Origin of the sequence: Acinetobacter legionensis, assembly GCF_048552295.1 — a bacterium.
Classification (GTDB): Bacteria; Pseudomonadota; Gammaproteobacteria; order Pseudomonadales; family Moraxellaceae; genus Acinetobacter.
Map to the genome: position 1 here is coordinate 1 of NZ_JBIMCW010000018.1, position 16,701 is coordinate 16,701.

18 protein-coding genes are annotated in these 16,701 nt (G+C 39.0%); 8 read left to right on the forward strand and 10 right to left on the reverse strand.

Translation table 11 applies throughout. The features are described from left to right. Nucleotides 1-99: 99 nt before the first annotated feature. From ACG916_RS14225 to ACG916_RS14235, 3 genes are read right to left on the reverse strand one after another with little or no spacing between them, the layout of a single operon-like run. A complete protein-coding gene (locus ACG916_RS14225; protein WP_155768672.1) occupies nt 100-276 on the reverse strand; it encodes a hypothetical protein in 177 nt (58 codons plus the stop codon). Then, nucleotides 273-863: a hypothetical protein gene (locus ACG916_RS14230; RefSeq protein WP_004818329.1), complete on the reverse strand. Its 591-nt coding sequence runs from the start codon at nt 861-863 to the stop codon at nt 273-275. The genes ACG916_RS14225 and ACG916_RS14230 overlap by 4 nt, the downstream gene beginning before the upstream one ends. Before the next feature lie 4 nt (nt 864-867). Further along, on the reverse strand, nt 868-1,050 hold the full coding sequence (locus ACG916_RS14235) for a hypothetical protein (RefSeq protein ID WP_004818327.1): 183 nt from the start codon (nt 1,048-1,050) through the stop codon (nt 868-870). A 332-nt stretch (nt 1,051-1,382) separates the two neighbouring features. Between ACG916_RS14235 and ACG916_RS14240 the strand changes: the two genes are divergently transcribed. Together ACG916_RS14240 and ACG916_RS14245 are read left to right on the forward strand one after the other, a co-directional pair. After that, on the forward strand, nt 1,383-2,537 hold the full coding sequence (locus ACG916_RS14240) for a methionine aminotransferase (RefSeq protein WP_034611166.1): 1,155 nt from the start codon (nt 1,383-1,385) through the stop codon (nt 2,535-2,537). Between the two features lie 127 nt (nt 2,538-2,664). Further along, nucleotides 2,665-4,032 (forward strand): MATE family efflux transporter, encoded by a 1,368-nt coding sequence (locus tag ACG916_RS14245; protein ID WP_004718718.1) that lies wholly within the window; start codon nt 2,665-2,667, stop codon nt 4,030-4,032. A 95-nt stretch (nt 4,033-4,127) separates the two neighbouring features. Here the strand turns inward: ACG916_RS14245 and ACG916_RS14250 are convergent, their stop codons facing one another. After that, a complete protein-coding gene (locus ACG916_RS14250; protein ID WP_004818325.1) occupies nt 4,128-4,973 on the reverse strand; it encodes an SDR family NAD(P)-dependent oxidoreductase in 846 nt (281 codons plus the stop codon). Nucleotides 4,974-5,185: 212 nt separating this feature from the next. On the opposite strand from ACG916_RS14250, the gene ACG916_RS14255 reads away from it, so the two are divergent. The 4 genes from ACG916_RS14255 (at nt 5,186) to ACG916_RS14270 (ending at nt 8,684) form a co-directional block, all read left to right on the forward strand. Further along, nucleotides 5,186-5,860 carry a TetR/AcrR family transcriptional regulator gene (locus ACG916_RS14255; RefSeq protein WP_004718721.1) on the forward strand — a complete coding sequence of 225 codons (675 nt, stop codon included), beginning with the start codon at nt 5,186-5,188 and terminating at the stop codon, nt 5,858-5,860. A 273-nt stretch (nt 5,861-6,133) separates the two neighbouring features. Further along, nucleotides 6,134-6,844, forward strand: coding sequence for a phosphate regulon transcriptional regulator PhoB (phoB, locus tag ACG916_RS14260; protein WP_004718724.1), 711 nt, complete (start codon nt 6,134-6,136; stop codon nt 6,842-6,844). Nucleotides 6,845-6,869: 25 nt separating this feature from the next. After that, entirely contained in the window at nt 6,870-8,228 is a 1,359-nt protein-coding gene (phoR, locus tag ACG916_RS14265) for a phosphate regulon sensor histidine kinase PhoR (RefSeq protein ID WP_419330276.1), read from the forward strand. A 24-nt stretch (nt 8,229-8,252) separates the two neighbouring features. Continuing rightward, nucleotides 8,253-8,684 (forward strand): hypothetical protein, encoded by a 432-nt coding sequence (locus ACG916_RS14270; RefSeq protein ID WP_419330274.1) that lies wholly within the window; start codon nt 8,253-8,255, stop codon nt 8,682-8,684. A 51-nt stretch (nt 8,685-8,735) separates the two neighbouring features. Here ACG916_RS14270 and asd read toward each other — a convergent pair whose 3' ends face one another. The 3 genes from asd to pncB form a co-directional block, all read right to left on the reverse strand. Beyond that, nucleotides 8,736-9,587 (reverse strand): archaetidylserine decarboxylase, encoded by an 852-nt coding sequence (gene asd / locus ACG916_RS14275; RefSeq protein ID WP_419330272.1) that lies wholly within the window; start codon nt 9,585-9,587, stop codon nt 8,736-8,738. Beyond that, nucleotides 9,584-10,432 (reverse strand): sulfurtransferase, encoded by an 849-nt coding sequence (locus ACG916_RS14280; RefSeq protein ID WP_262084791.1) that lies wholly within the window; start codon nt 10,430-10,432, stop codon nt 9,584-9,586. Before ACG916_RS14280 ends, asd begins: the two co-directional genes overlap by 4 nt. Nucleotides 10,433-10,524: 92 nt before the next feature. After that, nucleotides 10,525-11,751: a nicotinate phosphoribosyltransferase gene (pncB, locus tag ACG916_RS14285; RefSeq protein ID WP_004718736.1), complete on the reverse strand. Its 1,227-nt coding sequence runs from the start codon at nt 11,749-11,751 to the stop codon at nt 10,525-10,527. Nucleotides 11,752-12,030: 279 nt separating this feature from the next. Between pncB and dtd the strand changes: the two genes are divergently transcribed. Next, complete coding sequence (gene dtd / locus ACG916_RS14290) at nt 12,031-12,471, forward strand: D-aminoacyl-tRNA deacylase (RefSeq protein WP_004818319.1); 441 nt, start codon at nt 12,031-12,033, stop codon at nt 12,469-12,471. Between the two features lie 79 nt (nt 12,472-12,550). Here the strand turns inward: dtd and ACG916_RS14295 are convergent, their stop codons facing one another. The 3 genes from ACG916_RS14295 to serB form a co-directional block, all read right to left on the reverse strand. After that, nucleotides 12,551-13,030, reverse strand: coding sequence for an SCP2 sterol-binding domain-containing protein (locus ACG916_RS14295; protein WP_004718739.1), 480 nt, complete (start codon nt 13,028-13,030; stop codon nt 12,551-12,553). A gap of 216 nt (nt 13,031-13,246) precedes the next feature. After that, nucleotides 13,247-13,561, reverse strand: coding sequence for a ciprofloxacin tolerance protein AciT (gene aciT, locus ACG916_RS14300; protein WP_004818318.1), 315 nt, complete (start codon nt 13,559-13,561; stop codon nt 13,247-13,249). Nucleotides 13,562-13,991: 430 nt separating this feature from the next. After that, the gene (gene serB / locus ACG916_RS14305; protein WP_004718743.1) at nt 13,992-15,212 is read right to left on the reverse strand and encodes a phosphoserine phosphatase SerB; all 1,221 of its coding nucleotides are present in this window, start codon (nt 15,210-15,212) and stop codon (nt 13,992-13,994) included. A 77-nt stretch (nt 15,213-15,289) separates the two neighbouring features. Between serB and ACG916_RS14310 the strand changes: the two genes are divergently transcribed. Then, nucleotides 15,290-16,576, forward strand: coding sequence for a hypothetical protein (locus ACG916_RS14310; RefSeq protein WP_004818317.1), 1,287 nt, complete (start codon nt 15,290-15,292; stop codon nt 16,574-16,576). The last annotated feature ends 125 nt before the right edge of the window (nt 16,577-16,701 follow it).

Below are 16,701 nucleotides of genomic sequence, written 5' to 3' on the forward strand. Positions count from 1 at the left end.
GTTTAGCAATGAATTGGTTTACGATTCAGTTCGATGATCGATTAAAAGATCATTTATAAAAAATGGAACTTACACAAAATAATTTACAGGCTCAAAATCTCAAGCCTCGAATTTTTTCATGCTATGCACTTCTATTAATTTCTTCTTTTCATTCATAGATATATTTTTTAATTTTAAAATATCTTTATTTAATAGCTTATCTGTTTCTAACAACTCTTCAAATGCCATAGATTCTAGGGTCGCAATTGTATCAGGCTCTAATTGAGTTTGTTTCAAATATCTTGCTTAGGAAGAAAAATTCCACGAATACATTGGGGGTTGATAATCGAAATTTGTATATGACTATGTTGTTTAAACCCAGCATTAGGATAAAGATCTTTTCCTTCCCAAAATGCAGCTCTTACAGAATCAAATGGTTCATCTTCTTTTTCAGCCATTTGAATTGCATATAAAATCACAGCACAATCCAGCTCTCTTTTTTTAAAGTCTATATCAGTAGGTGTCCAAGCAGTATTTTTAGGTATTTCTTTACCTTCGGCTTTTAACTCTTCCACCATAAATGTATATGCGTCACTCACATAATCTAGCCAGTATTGATCAAGAAGATCTAGACAGTGTCCTAGATCTATAGTGGCACCGATAGCAAAAGGCTTCTTTACACTAGTATCTTTTCTTTTACTTTGTTGTTCTGCCCACATTTGAGCACGTGCGAGACTATTCTCCCAAAAATAAATGCCATGACCTAACCAATCATAGTCATTTTCACTAGGCAGTAATTCATCATCCCCAAGAATTATTCGCTTACCTACTGATTCATCTAAGCCGTGAAAACCTAGAACTAAATTAGAACGACGACTATACATTTAATTATTTAGTTCTAACCTGATCACTGTTACTAGATGATTTAGCGAAGAATTGGTCATTAAAGTTACCGTTTGCATCAAGAATTTTTGCATCTTTTAAAAATGTCAATCTAGCTTGATGATCGCTCTTACGGGCTTCAAAAGAACGACGAGCCTTTTCTCTTAAGCTTAGGACTTGATTTTGCATAATATTCTCCTATTGTCCTAGTCATTATAACAAAAATCGATCTATTCCTAGATTAAAAATTATATGGCTATATTTTGTTTACATAAAGTATCTTATATATGTGAGGCCAAAACGTATCCTCAATTATCAATATAATACGAGCTATAAAGCCCAAATACCAACTCAACTTCCCCCATATATTGTGTAACTAAAAATTACGCCCATCGAAAACCTAACTTCATCTATCTTGAACACCCATCGTCTCCCCTAACCAATAGATTACTTAATCCTATTCAGCTCCTTAAAACGACCTGCTAAACTGCCACACACACATTTATAAAATCAGTCTGGTCATGATCGAAATCCACTCCAAACTCCCTGCTCAAGGCGTCACCATTTTCAGCATCATGACCGCAATGGCACATCGTCTTAACGCCCTTAACTTGTCACAAGGTTTTCCTGACTTCGATGCACCGCCTGCGTTGCTACAAGCACTGAGCCAAGCCACATTAGACGGTTTTAACCAATACGCAGCTGGTGATGGTCTATTAGCGCTGCGAGAACAACTGGCGCAATTATTTTTAAATCGTGATCAATTACAACTTGATCCAGTCACAGAAATCACCATCACCCCGGGGGCAACGATCGGGATTTTTAGCGTAATACAAGCCATCATCCATCAAGACGATGAAGTGATTATTTTTGATCCAAGCTATGACAGTTATGCTCCGAGCGTACAATTGGTCGGTGGTAAAGCCATTCATATCCCACTCAATGCGCCTGAATTTTCTGTAGATTGGAATCAAGTTAAATCTGCGATTACAGATAAAACCCGTATGGTGATTGTAAATACGCCACACAATCCAACTGGGGCGATTTGGTCTAAACAAGACTGGCTAAATTTAATTGAACTGATTCAAGATAAAAATATTATTGTGCTTTCAGACGAAGTCTATGAGCATCTAATTTTTGACGGCGAAAAACATTATTCGGCATTGTCATTTCCAGAGCTCAGAGAGCGTAGTTTTGTAGTCGGTTCTTTTGGTAAAACCTTTCATGTAACGGGTTGGAAAACAGGTTATTGCATTGCGACACCAGAGCTCATGAAAGTATTTCGTCAAATTTATCAATTTGCCAACTTCTGTGGGGTAACCCCCGTGCAAATGGCACTTGCCAATTTTATGCAACAGCACCCTGAACATATTGATGGCTTATCAAGCTTCTATCAGCAAAAGCGTGACCTGTTTATTTCAGGTATTGCGGACTCAAAATTCAGTTTAATTCCCTCTCAAGGCACATTCTTTCAAAATGTTGACTACAGCCAAATTCGCCCAGATTTAAATGATGTAGAGATGTGTAAATTCTTAGCGGAAAAACATAAAATTGTGGCGATTCCAGTTTCTGTTTTTTATAAGCAAGCTCCTGAAAACTTACGTTTAGTACGTTTTTGTTTTGCCAAAAAGGAACAAACTTTAATTCAGGCATGTGAAATTTTAAATCAAATTTAATCCCAACCCATACAGATCATTTCTGTAAAACTAAAGCCTGAGTTACTCAAATACTCAGGCTTTTTACCCAGCGTTTGTTATATTATCAATAAGATAAAGACACTCGAAATAGACAGTAGAATAAAAGATGCCAGCTCGTCCCGATATGCTTCACCAACCCAAATTCTGGAAGGTTTTTTTAATCTTCCTTGGCCCACTGATTCTAACCAATATTCTGCAAAATCTGTCTGGAACAATTAATACCATTTTTGTTGGGCAAATGCTCGGTGTAGAAGCGATTGCCGCAATTTCGGTATTTTTTCCGATTCTATTTTTATTGCTGGCTTTTGTGATTGGTCTATCTACAGGTGCAACTGTTTTGGTTGGACAAGCATGGGGCGCCAAAGATATCGAAAAAGTGCGTACCATTGTTGGCGCATTGTTATTTATGACCCTCATTGGTGGATCAATCATTGCCTTTTTAGGGGTGTTTTTTGCCAAAGAAATTCTATTGCTTTTGGGTATAGATCCCAAAATCATGCATCTTGCACTGCCCTATGTTCAATGGATGTTAATGAGTAGCCCTTTTCTATTCATCTATATTACCTACACCTCTATTTTACGTGGTGTGGGCGATAGTACTACACCCTTAATGGCATCAAGTCTGACGATCATTGTGGGCGTCATTGTAACCCCAGCCTTGATTGGCGGTTATTTTGGTCTACCTAAGCTTGGCATTATTGCTCCAGCGATTGCCAGTGGATTAGGCTTTATTTCGACCTTAGCTTTCCTCTATATCTATTTAAATAAAAAAGATCATGCTTTAAGACCAGATTCAGCGTTAATCCAACATATCCGCTATCACCCACAATTTAGTCGCAGTATTTTACGCTTGGGTGTGCCAACAGGTATTCAAATGGTGACTAACTCGGTCGCAGGTCTGGTGGTGATTGGGCTGGTTAACCAACATGGTGCACATGCAACAGCGGCCTACGGTGCAGTTAACCAAGTGCTCAACTATATCCAATTCCCTGCATTGTCGATTGCGATTGCAGGTTCCATCTTCGCCGCTCAAGCGATTGGCGCTGGGAAGTCTGAGCTGTTGGCAAAAGTGACGCGAACGGCGCTGCTGAGTAATATTGTGATTACAGGTTCATTGGTACTCTTGGCCTATATTTGTTCAAAATATTTGATGGCGTTGTTTATTACAGATCCATCGGTAATTGAATTGGGTCAACAATTATTATTTATCGTGCTGTGGTCGATTATATTTTTTGGTGCAAGTGCAATTTTTGCCTCAATCATGCGGGCCAGCGGAACTGTGACTGTTCCTATGATTTTTAATATTTTATCCATCCTGCTCATTGAAGTTCCATGTGCTTATTTATTTAGCCAGTGGTTTGGTTTACAAGGCATTTGGTATGCGCTTGCACTGACCTTTTTCAGTCTATGCCTTATGCAAGGTTTGTATTATCAATTTGTTTGGAAAAAGAAAACGATTGAGATCTTGATTTAAATGGATGGATGCTGAGTTCTCATTCAACAGATTATTTCACAATATCTAAAATGAAAAAACCGTCAGCTTGACGGTTTTTTCATTTTATAAATCAATTATTTTGGTTCTAGCTTTTTACTAAACTTGGTCGCAAAACCTGTAATTTTTTGATATCCAGTCGGTAAAATACGCTGAATTAAATCCAAAGTTTTTGCATCATTCCCAATAAGCAAACGACGTTTGTCTTTTAGGACAGCATCCAACATTTGTTGAGCAGCATCTTCTGGTGGCATACGTAATAGTTTATTGAATGCTTTTGCTGATTTGTCAGGGTTCATTCCCAAAGAACGTAAACTGTCATTCATACGCGCATCATTTGCAATATTGGTACGAATACCGCCTGGATGAACACATAGCGCTGATACACCACACTTTTCGATATCTAATTCTTGACGTAATGATTCAGTAAAACCACGTACCGCAAATTTAGATGCATTATATGCAGACTGAGTCGGTTGCGCGGTTAAACCAAACAAGCTCGAAATGTTGATGATATGCCCATCACCTGTTTTCTTGATATAAGGTAAAAATTCTTTTGTTCCGTATACAACGCCCCAGAAATTGATATCCATAATCCATTCTAGTTCGTCATAAGATGCGCCTTCTACGGTAGAACCTAAAGCCACACCAGCATTGTTAAAAATCATGTTTACAGAACCATGATTTTGCACTGTGTCCGCAGCCCAAGCTCGCATTTCTTCAACTTTGGCAACATTCACTTTCTTTGAGGTCACACGAACATTATATGGTTTGACCAGTTCAACGGTTTCAGCTAAACCTTTTTCATTCACATCACTAATGGATAAATGACAACCTGCTTTTGCCAATAAAATAGCAAGTTGTTGTCCCATACCAGAGCCAGCACCAGTAATTGCAGCGACTTTGTTTTTAAAATTTTTCATTGTCTATCCTTTTTTAAACCCGCACAAAGCATTCAGAGTGATGTGCAGCTCACTTGCTCAATATAATTTTGACAATCATTATTGTCAATATTATATTATGATTTAGCCGATGTTTTTTTATACAAAAATTCTAGAATAGGTTTCAATGGCTTTTATTGCTAAAATAAGCGCTTCTTTGTGACAATCAAATATGACACGAGTAATTTTTTACAATGAATGAGCCACTTTCCACTGAAAAGAAAACTATAAATAAAGCTGCCAAAGAGCGTCAATTTAAAGGCATGTCCTTATCTGAGCGGAAACTTGCACGTCGAGAAAAGTTAATCGAAGCAGGGATTGAAGCTTATGGTACGCATGGCTTTTTTTCTGTCACCGTCAAAGATATTTGTAATGAAGCCAAGCTGACTGAACGTTATTTTTATGAGTCCTTCAAAAAAAGTGAAGAACTGTTCCAAGTCATCTTTCTACAACTAATTGAACAATTACAGCAAACCGTGATGCAAGGCGTCATGCAAGCAGCACCTGATCCTAAAAATATGATTCGTGGTGGCTTAACTGCAATCTTTACCATGTTAAAAAATGATCCACGTGTGGCGCGTATTATTTATATCGATGCCATGCTGGTTCAAGAACTGCATAATCATGCCACGATCCATGAAACGATGGGCCGTTTTGACCGATTAATTCACTCCTTTGTCACCCTGATGATGCCGCATATTGAACGCAGTGAACAAGAAATTTCCTTGGTTGCCACAGGTTTAAATGGCTATGTGACTCAAATTGCGGTGCGCTGGGTCATGGGTGGATTTAAACAATCGCTTGAAGAAATTGTCTCAGCATGTGAAATTGTATTTATATCGCTGATTGATTCATTTTCATCTAAATAAGCTTTTTAGCCTGAACAATCCTGTCATAAAATCGTCACAAAACTGTCAAATAGCGTATTTTTATGTTCAGTTTAAATAAATTTCTTTTCTCAAAATGGAACATTTATTTAAAAATGTCATGGATTATTCATCATATCGACGATTATTTGTCACATTTTTTTGCAAAAATTCGTCAACATCTTCTTTTTGCAATGATACTGTCATAATTAATCTTTGTAATAAGCCTGTCATAAATAAAAGACGGTACACCGTTCATACATAGGATATTGCGTTGTGAAAGATGACTATATATTAATCGTCGATGACGAACTTCCGATTCGAGAAATGATTCATACCTCATTGGATATGGCAGGTTTTCAATGCCTGCAAGCTGAAGATGCAAAACAAGCCCATCAAATGATTGTTGACCAACGACCATCTTTGATTTTACTCGATTGGATGATGCCTGGCGGTGTGAGCGGTGTAGACTTATGTCGTCGCTTAAAACGTGATGAAAACTTGGCAGAAATTCCAGTCATCATGTTGACAGCACGTGGCGAAGAAGACCATAAAGTTCAAGGTCTTGATGCTGGTGCAGACGACTATATGACCAAACCATTCTCTACCCGTGAATTGGTTTCGCGTATCAAAGCTGTCCTTCGTCGTGCCAATGCACTCAGTGGCGAAAAAACCATTGATGCCAATGGATTAATACTTGATCCAGTGAGCCAACGTGTTAGTTTTAGTGATAATATTTTAGAAATGGGTCCAACAGAATACCGCCTATTGGCATTCTTTATGACACATCCTGAACGTGCTTATACACGTGCCCAGTTACTTGATCAGGTATGGGGTGGTAACGTGTATATTGAAGACCGTACCATAGACGTACACATCCGCCGCTTACGTAAAGTGCTTGAACCTTATGGTGCTGATCGCTACGTACAAACTGTACGTGGAACGGGTTATCGCTTCTCTACCCGTGCAGATGTTGCTTTAGGTTAAGCATTCTCAAGGTAAATAAATTTCTATGTATGAACCCTACCCCGTCCCAGATCTTGCACGAGAACATAAAAAATTCCGTTACAGTAGCTTGTGGGAATTTGCAAAACAAGATCTACGCCTACTTGGTTTTTTACTCATCATTGGCGGATTTATTGGTTTAGGGATAGGGTATTTTTGGATTTGTATTTCCATCGGTTTTGCTGTTTTTTTTCTATTTCAATTACGCTCTTTATACTTAGTGAATGAGTGGATTTCAAATCGTCCTTACGATTCTCCGCCCAATCTAGAAGGTATCTGGGGTGCGCTACTTTTTAATGTTTATCGTGCACAACGCCAAGAACGGGTTGTTCAAGCTGAAATGGTCGGATTGATTGATCGTGCGCAATCCTCACTGATTGCTTTAGCCGAAGCTGTGGTTTTAACGGATGAATTACATCAAATTGAATGGTGGAATCCTGCTGCGGAAAGACTGTTGGGCATTCAACCACTAGATCGTGGTCGTAATGTCTTGACCATTATCCGTCAGCCGAGCTTTATTGAATATTTTAATAATATCGACCAATCTCCAGATGGCATTAAAATAAAATCTTCGGTTTATGAAGAGCATTATGTACAGATTAAACTGACACGCTTCGGCAGTGAAAGCCGTTTGCTCGTCGCTTACGACGTCACACGTGTACATAATCTAGAACAAATGCGCAAAGACTTTGTCGACAATATTTCACATGAACTTCGTACTCCGCTAACTGTACTCAGTGGCTATATCGAAACCTTTACCGACCAAGAAGATTTAAATCCGCGCTGGAAACGTGCCTTTGAACAGATGCAATCGCAAACACGTCGAATGAATGCCTTGGTCAATGACTTACTCTTGCTTTCACGTTTGGAAGGCAATAAACAGGTCGCAAAAAATCAAATCATCGATATGCCAAATTTGATGAATCAGCTTTTTGATGATGCACAAGCCTACAATGTCGATTATGGCCATACTTTAAATTTAGATATCGACAGTCATTGTGACTTAATTGGTTCTGATGCAGAGCTTGCCAGTGCGTTTAGTAATTTAATCACCAATGCGATTAAATACACCCCTAAAGGTGGCACAGTTACAATCGGTTGGCATGATGACAGTGAACATGGTTATTTCACTGTTGAAGATACCGGGATCGGAATTGATCCAAAACATATTCCACGTTTAACCGAACGCTTTTATCGTGTAGACAGTGCACGAAGCCGCCAAACAGGTGGAACAGGTTTAGGGCTTGCCATTGTGAAGCATGTTTTAATGCAACATAATGCGTATTTAGAAATTGATTCTAAAGAAAATCGGGGGTCTATTTTTAGAGTGGTTTTCCCCAAAGAGCGCCTTGATTTTGCAGGTTAATATTTGATTTTTTGATTAATTCGAATGAAACTATTTCTAGATTGTGAGTTTAATGGCTTTGGCGGTGATTTAATTTCGCTGGCATTGGTTGATGAGAATAATCAACATTTTTATGAAGTTTTAGAATGCGCTGACCCAATTACTTGGGTTAAAGACCATGTCATGCCTCGTTTAAATCAAAAACCGATTTCATTAGCGCAATTTCAAAGTCACTTACAGATTTATTTATCTCAATATACAAGTCTTGAAATTGTGGCAGATTGGCCAGAAGACTTTGCCTTGTTTACCCGTAGTCTGGTACTTTCTGCAGGAAAATGTATCCGAACACCTCCGCTGACCATGCAGTTATGGATGCAGGACCCAATCGAAACCCATGTTGCCTCTGAAAACCCACACAATGCCTTAGCAGATGCACAGGCTTTAAAGCTGTCTTATTTCAATGCCATAAGGCTTTAGACTCGGTGACTTTCTACAACAGAAAGTGCACCTCATCATAGAACAAGCAAATTAAACGGTGTGCCCTAAAGCTTCACCCATCACCACAATAGAATTGGCTTTAAACTGTTCATCCCAAGTGATTTTATTCTGTTCAAACAATACAACTGCGGTTGAACCTAAATAAAAACGTCCAAGTTCAGCACCCTTTTCTAAGGTTAAATCATGCTGGTTTAACTCTAAACGCCCTGTTGGTTTTACTTTGCCAGTCGCCACAGTTTCAATTCCTGCAACGATCATTGCACCCACGAGAACAACCGCCATACGTCCTAATTCGGTATCAAACAAACATACCATACGCTCATTACGTGCAAATAAACCTGGGATATTCTCTGCTGTCGTTTGGTTTACAGAAAATAACTCACCTGGGATATACAAGGTTTCTGTCAATGTTCCTGCAAATGGCATATGGACACGGTGATAATCACGTGGTGACAAATAAACCGTGGCAAATTCACCATTGATAAATGGTGCAGCCAATTGCGGATCGCCAATCAATTTGTCTACAGAAAAACTTTGGCCTTTGGCTTGAAATACATCACCATCTTTAATTTTACCCAACTGAGAAATTGCACCATCTGCCGGAGAGACAATACTGGTCTGATCTGTGTCAATTTCTCGGACACCGTCTTTTAAAGCACGGGTAAAAAATTCATTGAATGATTTATATTTTAAAGCATCACTTTGCTCAGCAATAGAAAGGTCTATCCCGTACTGTGCTTTAAATGCTTGAATCGCTAAATTTTTAACAATTGGATTTTCACTGGCTGCAACTTTACCAACAACACGGCTGAGTTGCTGTTGCGGAATGACTTTTTGTGCTTGGATAAAAATTTGTTTTTTTAACGTTGATGTAAGACTCACGCAGGTGATTCTCCAGTAATAATTGGACTATCAAGGCGATTGCCCCACTCGCTCCACGCACCATCATAGGCTTGAATATTCCAATCCAATAACCGACCCAAGATATAAGCCAGACCAGAACGATGATGTGACTGACAATACACCACCACAGGCTGGTCAAATTGAAAGCCTAATTGTTCTAGACGTTGTTGCGTGCGTTCTAGAGGATGCAATTTTAAATGATTTTGACGATTAATTGCAGTACTCCATTCAAAATGTTGTGCACTTGGAATGTGACCGCCGCGTCGCGCTGCTAAACGCTGTCCCGTATATTCTTCTGAAGTTCGACAATCCCAAACTTGAATCGCTTGCTGTTCAACCTTTTGCAACAGTTTGGCATATTCAATTCGGTGTTGATCAAGATGTTGTAAATTGACGGTAACTAAGGGTTCAACTTTGCTAAAACTTTCTGCTTCAGCCGAAGTCGGATAGCCTGCTGCCAACCATGCATGAATTCCGCCATTGAGGAGGCTAGTATTATAAAAACCAAGGCAATGTAAATTCCAAATCAAACGCCCAGCCCAAGCACCACCTTCATCATCGTAGACTACAACATGATGTTCGGGAGAGATGTTTAAATACTCAATCAGCGCTTTTAAACCGTCCTCATCGGGCAATAACCCTGAAGCTTGTTCTTCCTGTCGAACCAACAGTCGTGGTTTAACATGTAAGGCATGTGGAATATGTAATTGATCATACACAGAGCTACGACTTAGATCGACAATACGAATTTTGTCATGCCCTAAAAATGGCACAAGTTGTTCTGCTTCTATGAGTAATTCGAAGTTAAAGGCTGATGTAGTCATACGTTTTTCTATTTTAAGACCTTGAGCACAAATGATCTTAGCACAGTGTTTTTTACCAATATGCTGATTTTTCACATTCTTTTAGCAAAAATTCAGATATCAATTTTCACTGCTTCGACAACTTCAGGTATTTCAAAGACCTGTCGTAAGTAAGCCAAGAAAGTATCGTTATCCGTCATGGTTTTTCCGGGGCTATCTGAAATTTTTGCCACAGATTGACCATTACACTCCACCAGTTTTAACACAATATTGAGTGGCGTTTGCCCCATATCATTGGTCAAATTGGTACCAATACCAAAACTGACTTGAAAACGATCTTTAAAGTATTGATATAACGCCCACGCACGCTCAATGTCTAATCCATCACTAAAGGTTAGCATCTTGGTTTTGGTATCAATTTTCAGTTTTCGATAGTGTTGATAAGCTTTATCGCCCCATTCAAATGGGTCACCACTGTCATGACGTAAACCATCGAATAACTTGGCAAAATACAAATCAAAATCTTGTAAGAATGCATCCATACCGACCACATCGGTCAAGGCAATGCCCAGATCACCACGATACTCTTGTACCCAGGTTTCTAAAGCAGCTTTTTGAAAATCTCTTAAACGGACATCTAGCGCTTGGAATGCTTGTAGAAACTCATGCGCCATGGTTCCAATGGGATGAATATTTAATTCCTTTGCCAAGAGCACATTACTGGTACCTCTAAACACATTGGGTACAGCTGCATGGAAGGTCTGGATTACATGTCTTTGCCAATCTAGGCTATAGCGACGACGAGTACCAAAATCTGAGACTAAAAATGGAGGAGCTTGAGTGCCTTGTTGTTGTTCAAATTTCTTTAATAATTCAACTTTGGCTTGTAGACGACGTTCACCTTCAACATAAATGTCATCATTACGAATCCGGCTAAAATAGAGTTCATTGACAATCGCCAGAACAAAAATTTCAAACATCATCGCTTGAACCATTGGGCCTTCAACCCAAATGTCTAAACGACCTTGTTCATCAATACCCGCTTTAATAAAACGGCGTTTGAGTTGGAATAATTCTAAATAGTCGACAAAATCACTTTTGATAAAACGCATACTGCGTAAATATTGCAATTCATCTTCTTGGAATTTGAGTAAGCAGAGATGATCGAGCTGCTCGTTCAAATCATCCAGAATATCCGTCAGGGGATAAACGGTAGCATCTAGATTACGACAGCGAAAATGATACACACTGTGCGTTTGAGGAAATTTATGTAGCACCACTTGTAACATGGTAAATTTATATAAATCTGTATCGAGCAAGGATTGGATGATTGGCGCCATATCTATTTTAATTTCGCTATGCTGTTTTTATTAAAGCATATTTTTCACTGAGATAACGTAATCATTTATAAGTGATGAACTATATTTTCAGTTAAGCTCAACAGAAATCTCAGCAGAATTATTTTTTTGATTTATCTGCTCATATGATAATTTTATAAATTCTATTTTTATTCAAAAGCTTACCAATAGCCTCAACTTTTCACCAATAGCGTACTCGCATCATCTTGCTGGGTTTTCCCTGTTAGAATAGCGCTATCGTATTTTAGTCTTATTGTTTATATGCGCGCATTATTACAAAGAGTGTTAGAAGCCAAAGTCGTTGTTGATGGTGAAACTACTGGCGAAATTCAAAAAGGAATTTTGGTTTTTCTAGGTTTAGCGAAGGAAGACAATTTTGAAAAAGGTCAAAAATTAATTGATAAGATTTTGAAATATCGTTTTTTTGATGATGAACAAGGCAAAATGGGCTGGAACGTCAGCCAAGCCAATGGCGGGATTTTATTGGTTTCTCAATTCACCTTAATGGCACAAACGCAAAAAGGCTTGCGTCCAGACTTTGGGCCGGCCATGCCACCCGCTGAAGCTCAGGCACTGTATCAACAATTGGTTGATTATGCTCGATCACAATTTAAAAATGTTGAGACAGGTATTTTCGCAGCGGATATGAAAGTGCATTTGGTCAATGATGGACCTGTGACCTTTAACTTAGAAGTTGAATAATCAAAAGCTTGAGTTTAATACCAATGTTTAAATCTTAAAAAGCCCAATCAGATCGGGCTTTTTAAGATTTTCGATTCGCTTAGCGTCCAATCTTCTCTTTTAAGAATTGGCGTGCCAATTTAATTTTGTCTTTTACTGGTTTTGGAACTTTTGGTGGAATCAGTTTAGCCACTTGGTTAAACCAGACCAACAAACTGAAATCGCCTTCCATTTTGATGCTGCCGTTTTGCATACCCGTCATAAAAGCCGTTGGATCGCCTTTTACCAAAGTTTTTACACCTTGCTCACTGTCAGCAAACTGTAAAACAAAATCAGCTTTTTGTTCAGCACCTGAAACTGTATCAATTTGACCATTGTTCACAATAATTTGGCGTGCCACGCCCAAGTCAGTACCAATCTGAATACGGAACTGACGGTCATGGGTCAATTCAATAAATTTTGGACTGGTACGAGCCAATTGTTTCATACGAAGTGCTAAACCCAATACAAGCAAATCCAGTGGATCTGTACTTGCATCAACGATTGGTAACTTCACAACTGGAATTGCAGAAAGTTTCATGACATTTAAGCCTGTTGTTTTTTAAATTAGATTCGAATTTGCTCATCCTAGCATAACTTGTCATTGCGTAGACATGGCTTTCAGAGCAAAGTATAAACTGAAAAAAAGGTATACCATTATGATATACCTTGGAATGTCTAAATTGATTTTTTTCGTGTAATTAAAGTCACTATTGTTATCTTAGCGTTCATATTGACTGAAGTTTTCACTCAAAACTTATTCATCTTCATAGACTGGGGTATGTTCAATATATTGGCGATTTGCCAATGCTTTTTGTGCACGACTATCTTCACGCAATAAAAGAGCAATCAATGCTGACATCGCCAACATAATCGCGGTTAAATAGCTATATGCGACCGAAATATCAAAGATGTTCTGTACACTATAACGCATTGCTTCCAAGGTGCCCCAGAAGATCATGCCTGCAAACATAAACCCTAACCAATGACGATAAGGGGAAAAGAAAACGGTAGCCAACGCTGCAGCAATTAGACCGAATCCAATCAATGTTGCAAATGTTGTTGATACCATAACAACCTCCGTCAAAATGATGCCTTATAAAAAAACCGTTTAAATAGGTGTTTCACAACAATTTCAAGCTTTATAATTTTTCTTAAATCACCTTATAGAAGCTTATGCTTTGCATTATGTATAGTTTTTAAGAGAAGGAAAGCGCTGTTTTCTGCTTAAACGACACACTTTGTCGCAACATTCATTTGTCATTACATTTTTTAAGAATCCTGTTTTTCTCACAATCTAATTACCATCAATCATGCAGTGTCATTACAAAAAAATACACACAGCTTTTAATCCCTGAAAAACTTTTTTTAAGTTCTAAAACGAATATTTTTATCAAGCTGTTTTATTGAGCGCCAATGGCAGCAAAGTGATTCATTTTCAAATAAAAAATAGCGACTTAAAGTCGCTATTTGTCATGATTCTGCAATATAACCCATGTCATTTAAGCACGGGACAAATCTTTATCATGCACGCCTAAAAGATAAAGCACACCATCTAGACCTACACTTGAAATGGCTTGATTGGCATTTTGACGAACCACAGGTTTCGCACGGAATGCGACTCCGAGCCCTGCAATTGAAAGCATCGGTAAATCGTTTGCACCATCTCCAACCGCAATCGCTTGCTCAGGTGAAATCCCCATTTTCCCAGCCAATTCAGTCAATAGATACGCCTTGCGCGCGCCATCAACGATATGGCCTTTAACCTCACCTGTCACGACACCATTTTCAACATCGAGGATATTGGCATGCACTTCATCAATGCCCAATTTTTCTTGTAGATATTCAGCAAAGTACTGAAAACCACCAGATAAAATCGCAGTTTTATAACCCAATGATTTCAGTGTCGAGATTAACCGCTCGGCACCTTCTGTCACGGTTAGTCGTTCAGCAATTTGAGGCAATACTGTGGCATCAAGGCCTTTAAGTAACGCAACGCGTGCACGGAAACTTTGTTGAAAATCCAACTCCCCTTGCATTGCACGTTCAGTGATTTCAGCGACTTTATCGCCCACCCCTGCTTCTTTAGCAAGTTCGTCAATCACTTCTTGCTCAATCAAAGTTGAGTCCATGTCGAAGCAGACTAAGCGACGATTACGGCGATAGGCATTGTCTTCCTGCACCGCGACATCAATATTTAATTCAGCAGAAAGCCGTAAACATGCGGCACGCATCGCCTGTGCATCCAGCATTTGCCCACTCAAACCGAATTGAACACATGAACGTTTCAGCCCATCTTGGTGTCCATTACGTTCGGGACGACCCGACAAGCGCGTCACTGTTTCAATGTTAAAACCTTGACTTGAAACAATATTGGTTACCGCTTGTAGATGTTCGGCTGTGAGCTCTGGTGCTAAAGCGGTCACGATATAACGTGTGCGCCCACCTTCACTCACCCATTGGTCATATTCTGCGCCTGAAATCGGCTTAAAACGAACAGTTAAACCAATATCATGTGCTAAAATAAGGATGTCTTTCATGGCTAAAGCTGTTGCAGTTTGATCGTTTGACGACACTACAATACCTAAAGTCAATTGATTATGGATGACCGCCTGTCCTACATCTAATATTTGCAAAGAATGTACGGACAACACTTGCATTAATCGAGTAAACTGATTGGGTTGGTCAGGTCCTAAAAATGAAATAAGAATGATTTCTCGCATGAATTGACTCGGGTCTGAGCTACAACAATTGGAAGAATCATAATCGAAATCGAAATTTTTTGCTTTGGAAGTTTACGTTGAATGCGCCAAGACAAGGGCTATTTGCTAGCCTACTTATTGTAAGTTTTGCATTTCATACCTTTTTATTGGTAGTTGCAACAACACATCAGTTAAATGAAAACCGTGCCAGCCAAGGCCAACTCATGACCAGCCAATTGGTCACGGACAGCCTATCTGAACTCGAACCCGCAAATACGGTGTCATTGGCGCTGTTGGCAAATCGCTATGCGACCAATCCAAGCGTGGCTTCGATTCGAATACTGGATGCTAAAAAACAAGTGCTGGCAACCAGTGGTATGGCAAAAACTCGTCAAGGTGAAGTTTTTGTTCGTGATGCATTACAGAACGAGAAAAAAGTCGGCACAATTGAAATTACCTTGATCAAGCCAAGTATTGGTGAAATTTTACGGACCCAATGGTTGGCTATTTTAGTGTCCTTATTAATTCATACCTTTTTATGGTTGGCCTACCGTGCCATCGCTCGCCCAACGCGCAGTGAATTTTTGGCTCGCATCAACAATGAAGCCCGCTTAAAACACGAAATTCAACAACTGACTGAAGCACTTGAAGCGGAGAAAGCCAACCGCACGATTGCGATTGCCCAAGCTCAACAACAAGCGCAAGCCAAAGCAAAACCTGAACCCAAAACTCCTGTAACCGCGACACTGGAAAATGACCAAGAGATTTTGGCACTGAATATTCAGTACTATGATCCAAAGCAACTGATGAATACGGTCAACCAGTCGGTTTCACTGCCTTATTTTAATTTATGTCAGATTTTTCTGAATAAAAGTATTGAACTTTGCGCACAGCATTTCAAATTGAATGCAAAAGATTTCACCATTCATCAAGAGTTTAATCAGAATGGCGCAATCCTGAGTATTGATGCTGAAACACCCAATGCAGCACAATCTATATTAATGGTTGGTTCGGTATTTCAATTATTGTCAGAAGTTCTGTATAAACGTTACCGTGAAGACAAACGCTTTGTGTTACAGACACGTTGTGCAGTCACCACCTCAGTAGAAGCGATGCAACTTGATGCGTCTCAAGCGGCTGAACGTTTGGTGAATCATTTAATTGCCAAAGAAATGGCATTGTATTTAAGCAATGATCAACTCAAGCATATTGGTGATTGTTATCAATTGGTTGCCTTACCAAATCCAACCAATGTGTTGACCCGTCACTCATTTATGATCAATGGTATGAATAATGACTGTGCTGAACTTGCACAAAATATTCGTACTGAGATTTTAAAAGGTAAGAAAAATACACCGAATTCTGAAGCAATCTCAGAGAATTAAATATTTACCATCTATCAACCCTCCTCTTTTTTAAAGTGCGAGGGTTTTTCTTTTATTACACTCAATTTCCGATAAGTTAATCTTATTTTTTTCGAAATGAGTGTCTGATCTTTATACTAAATCAC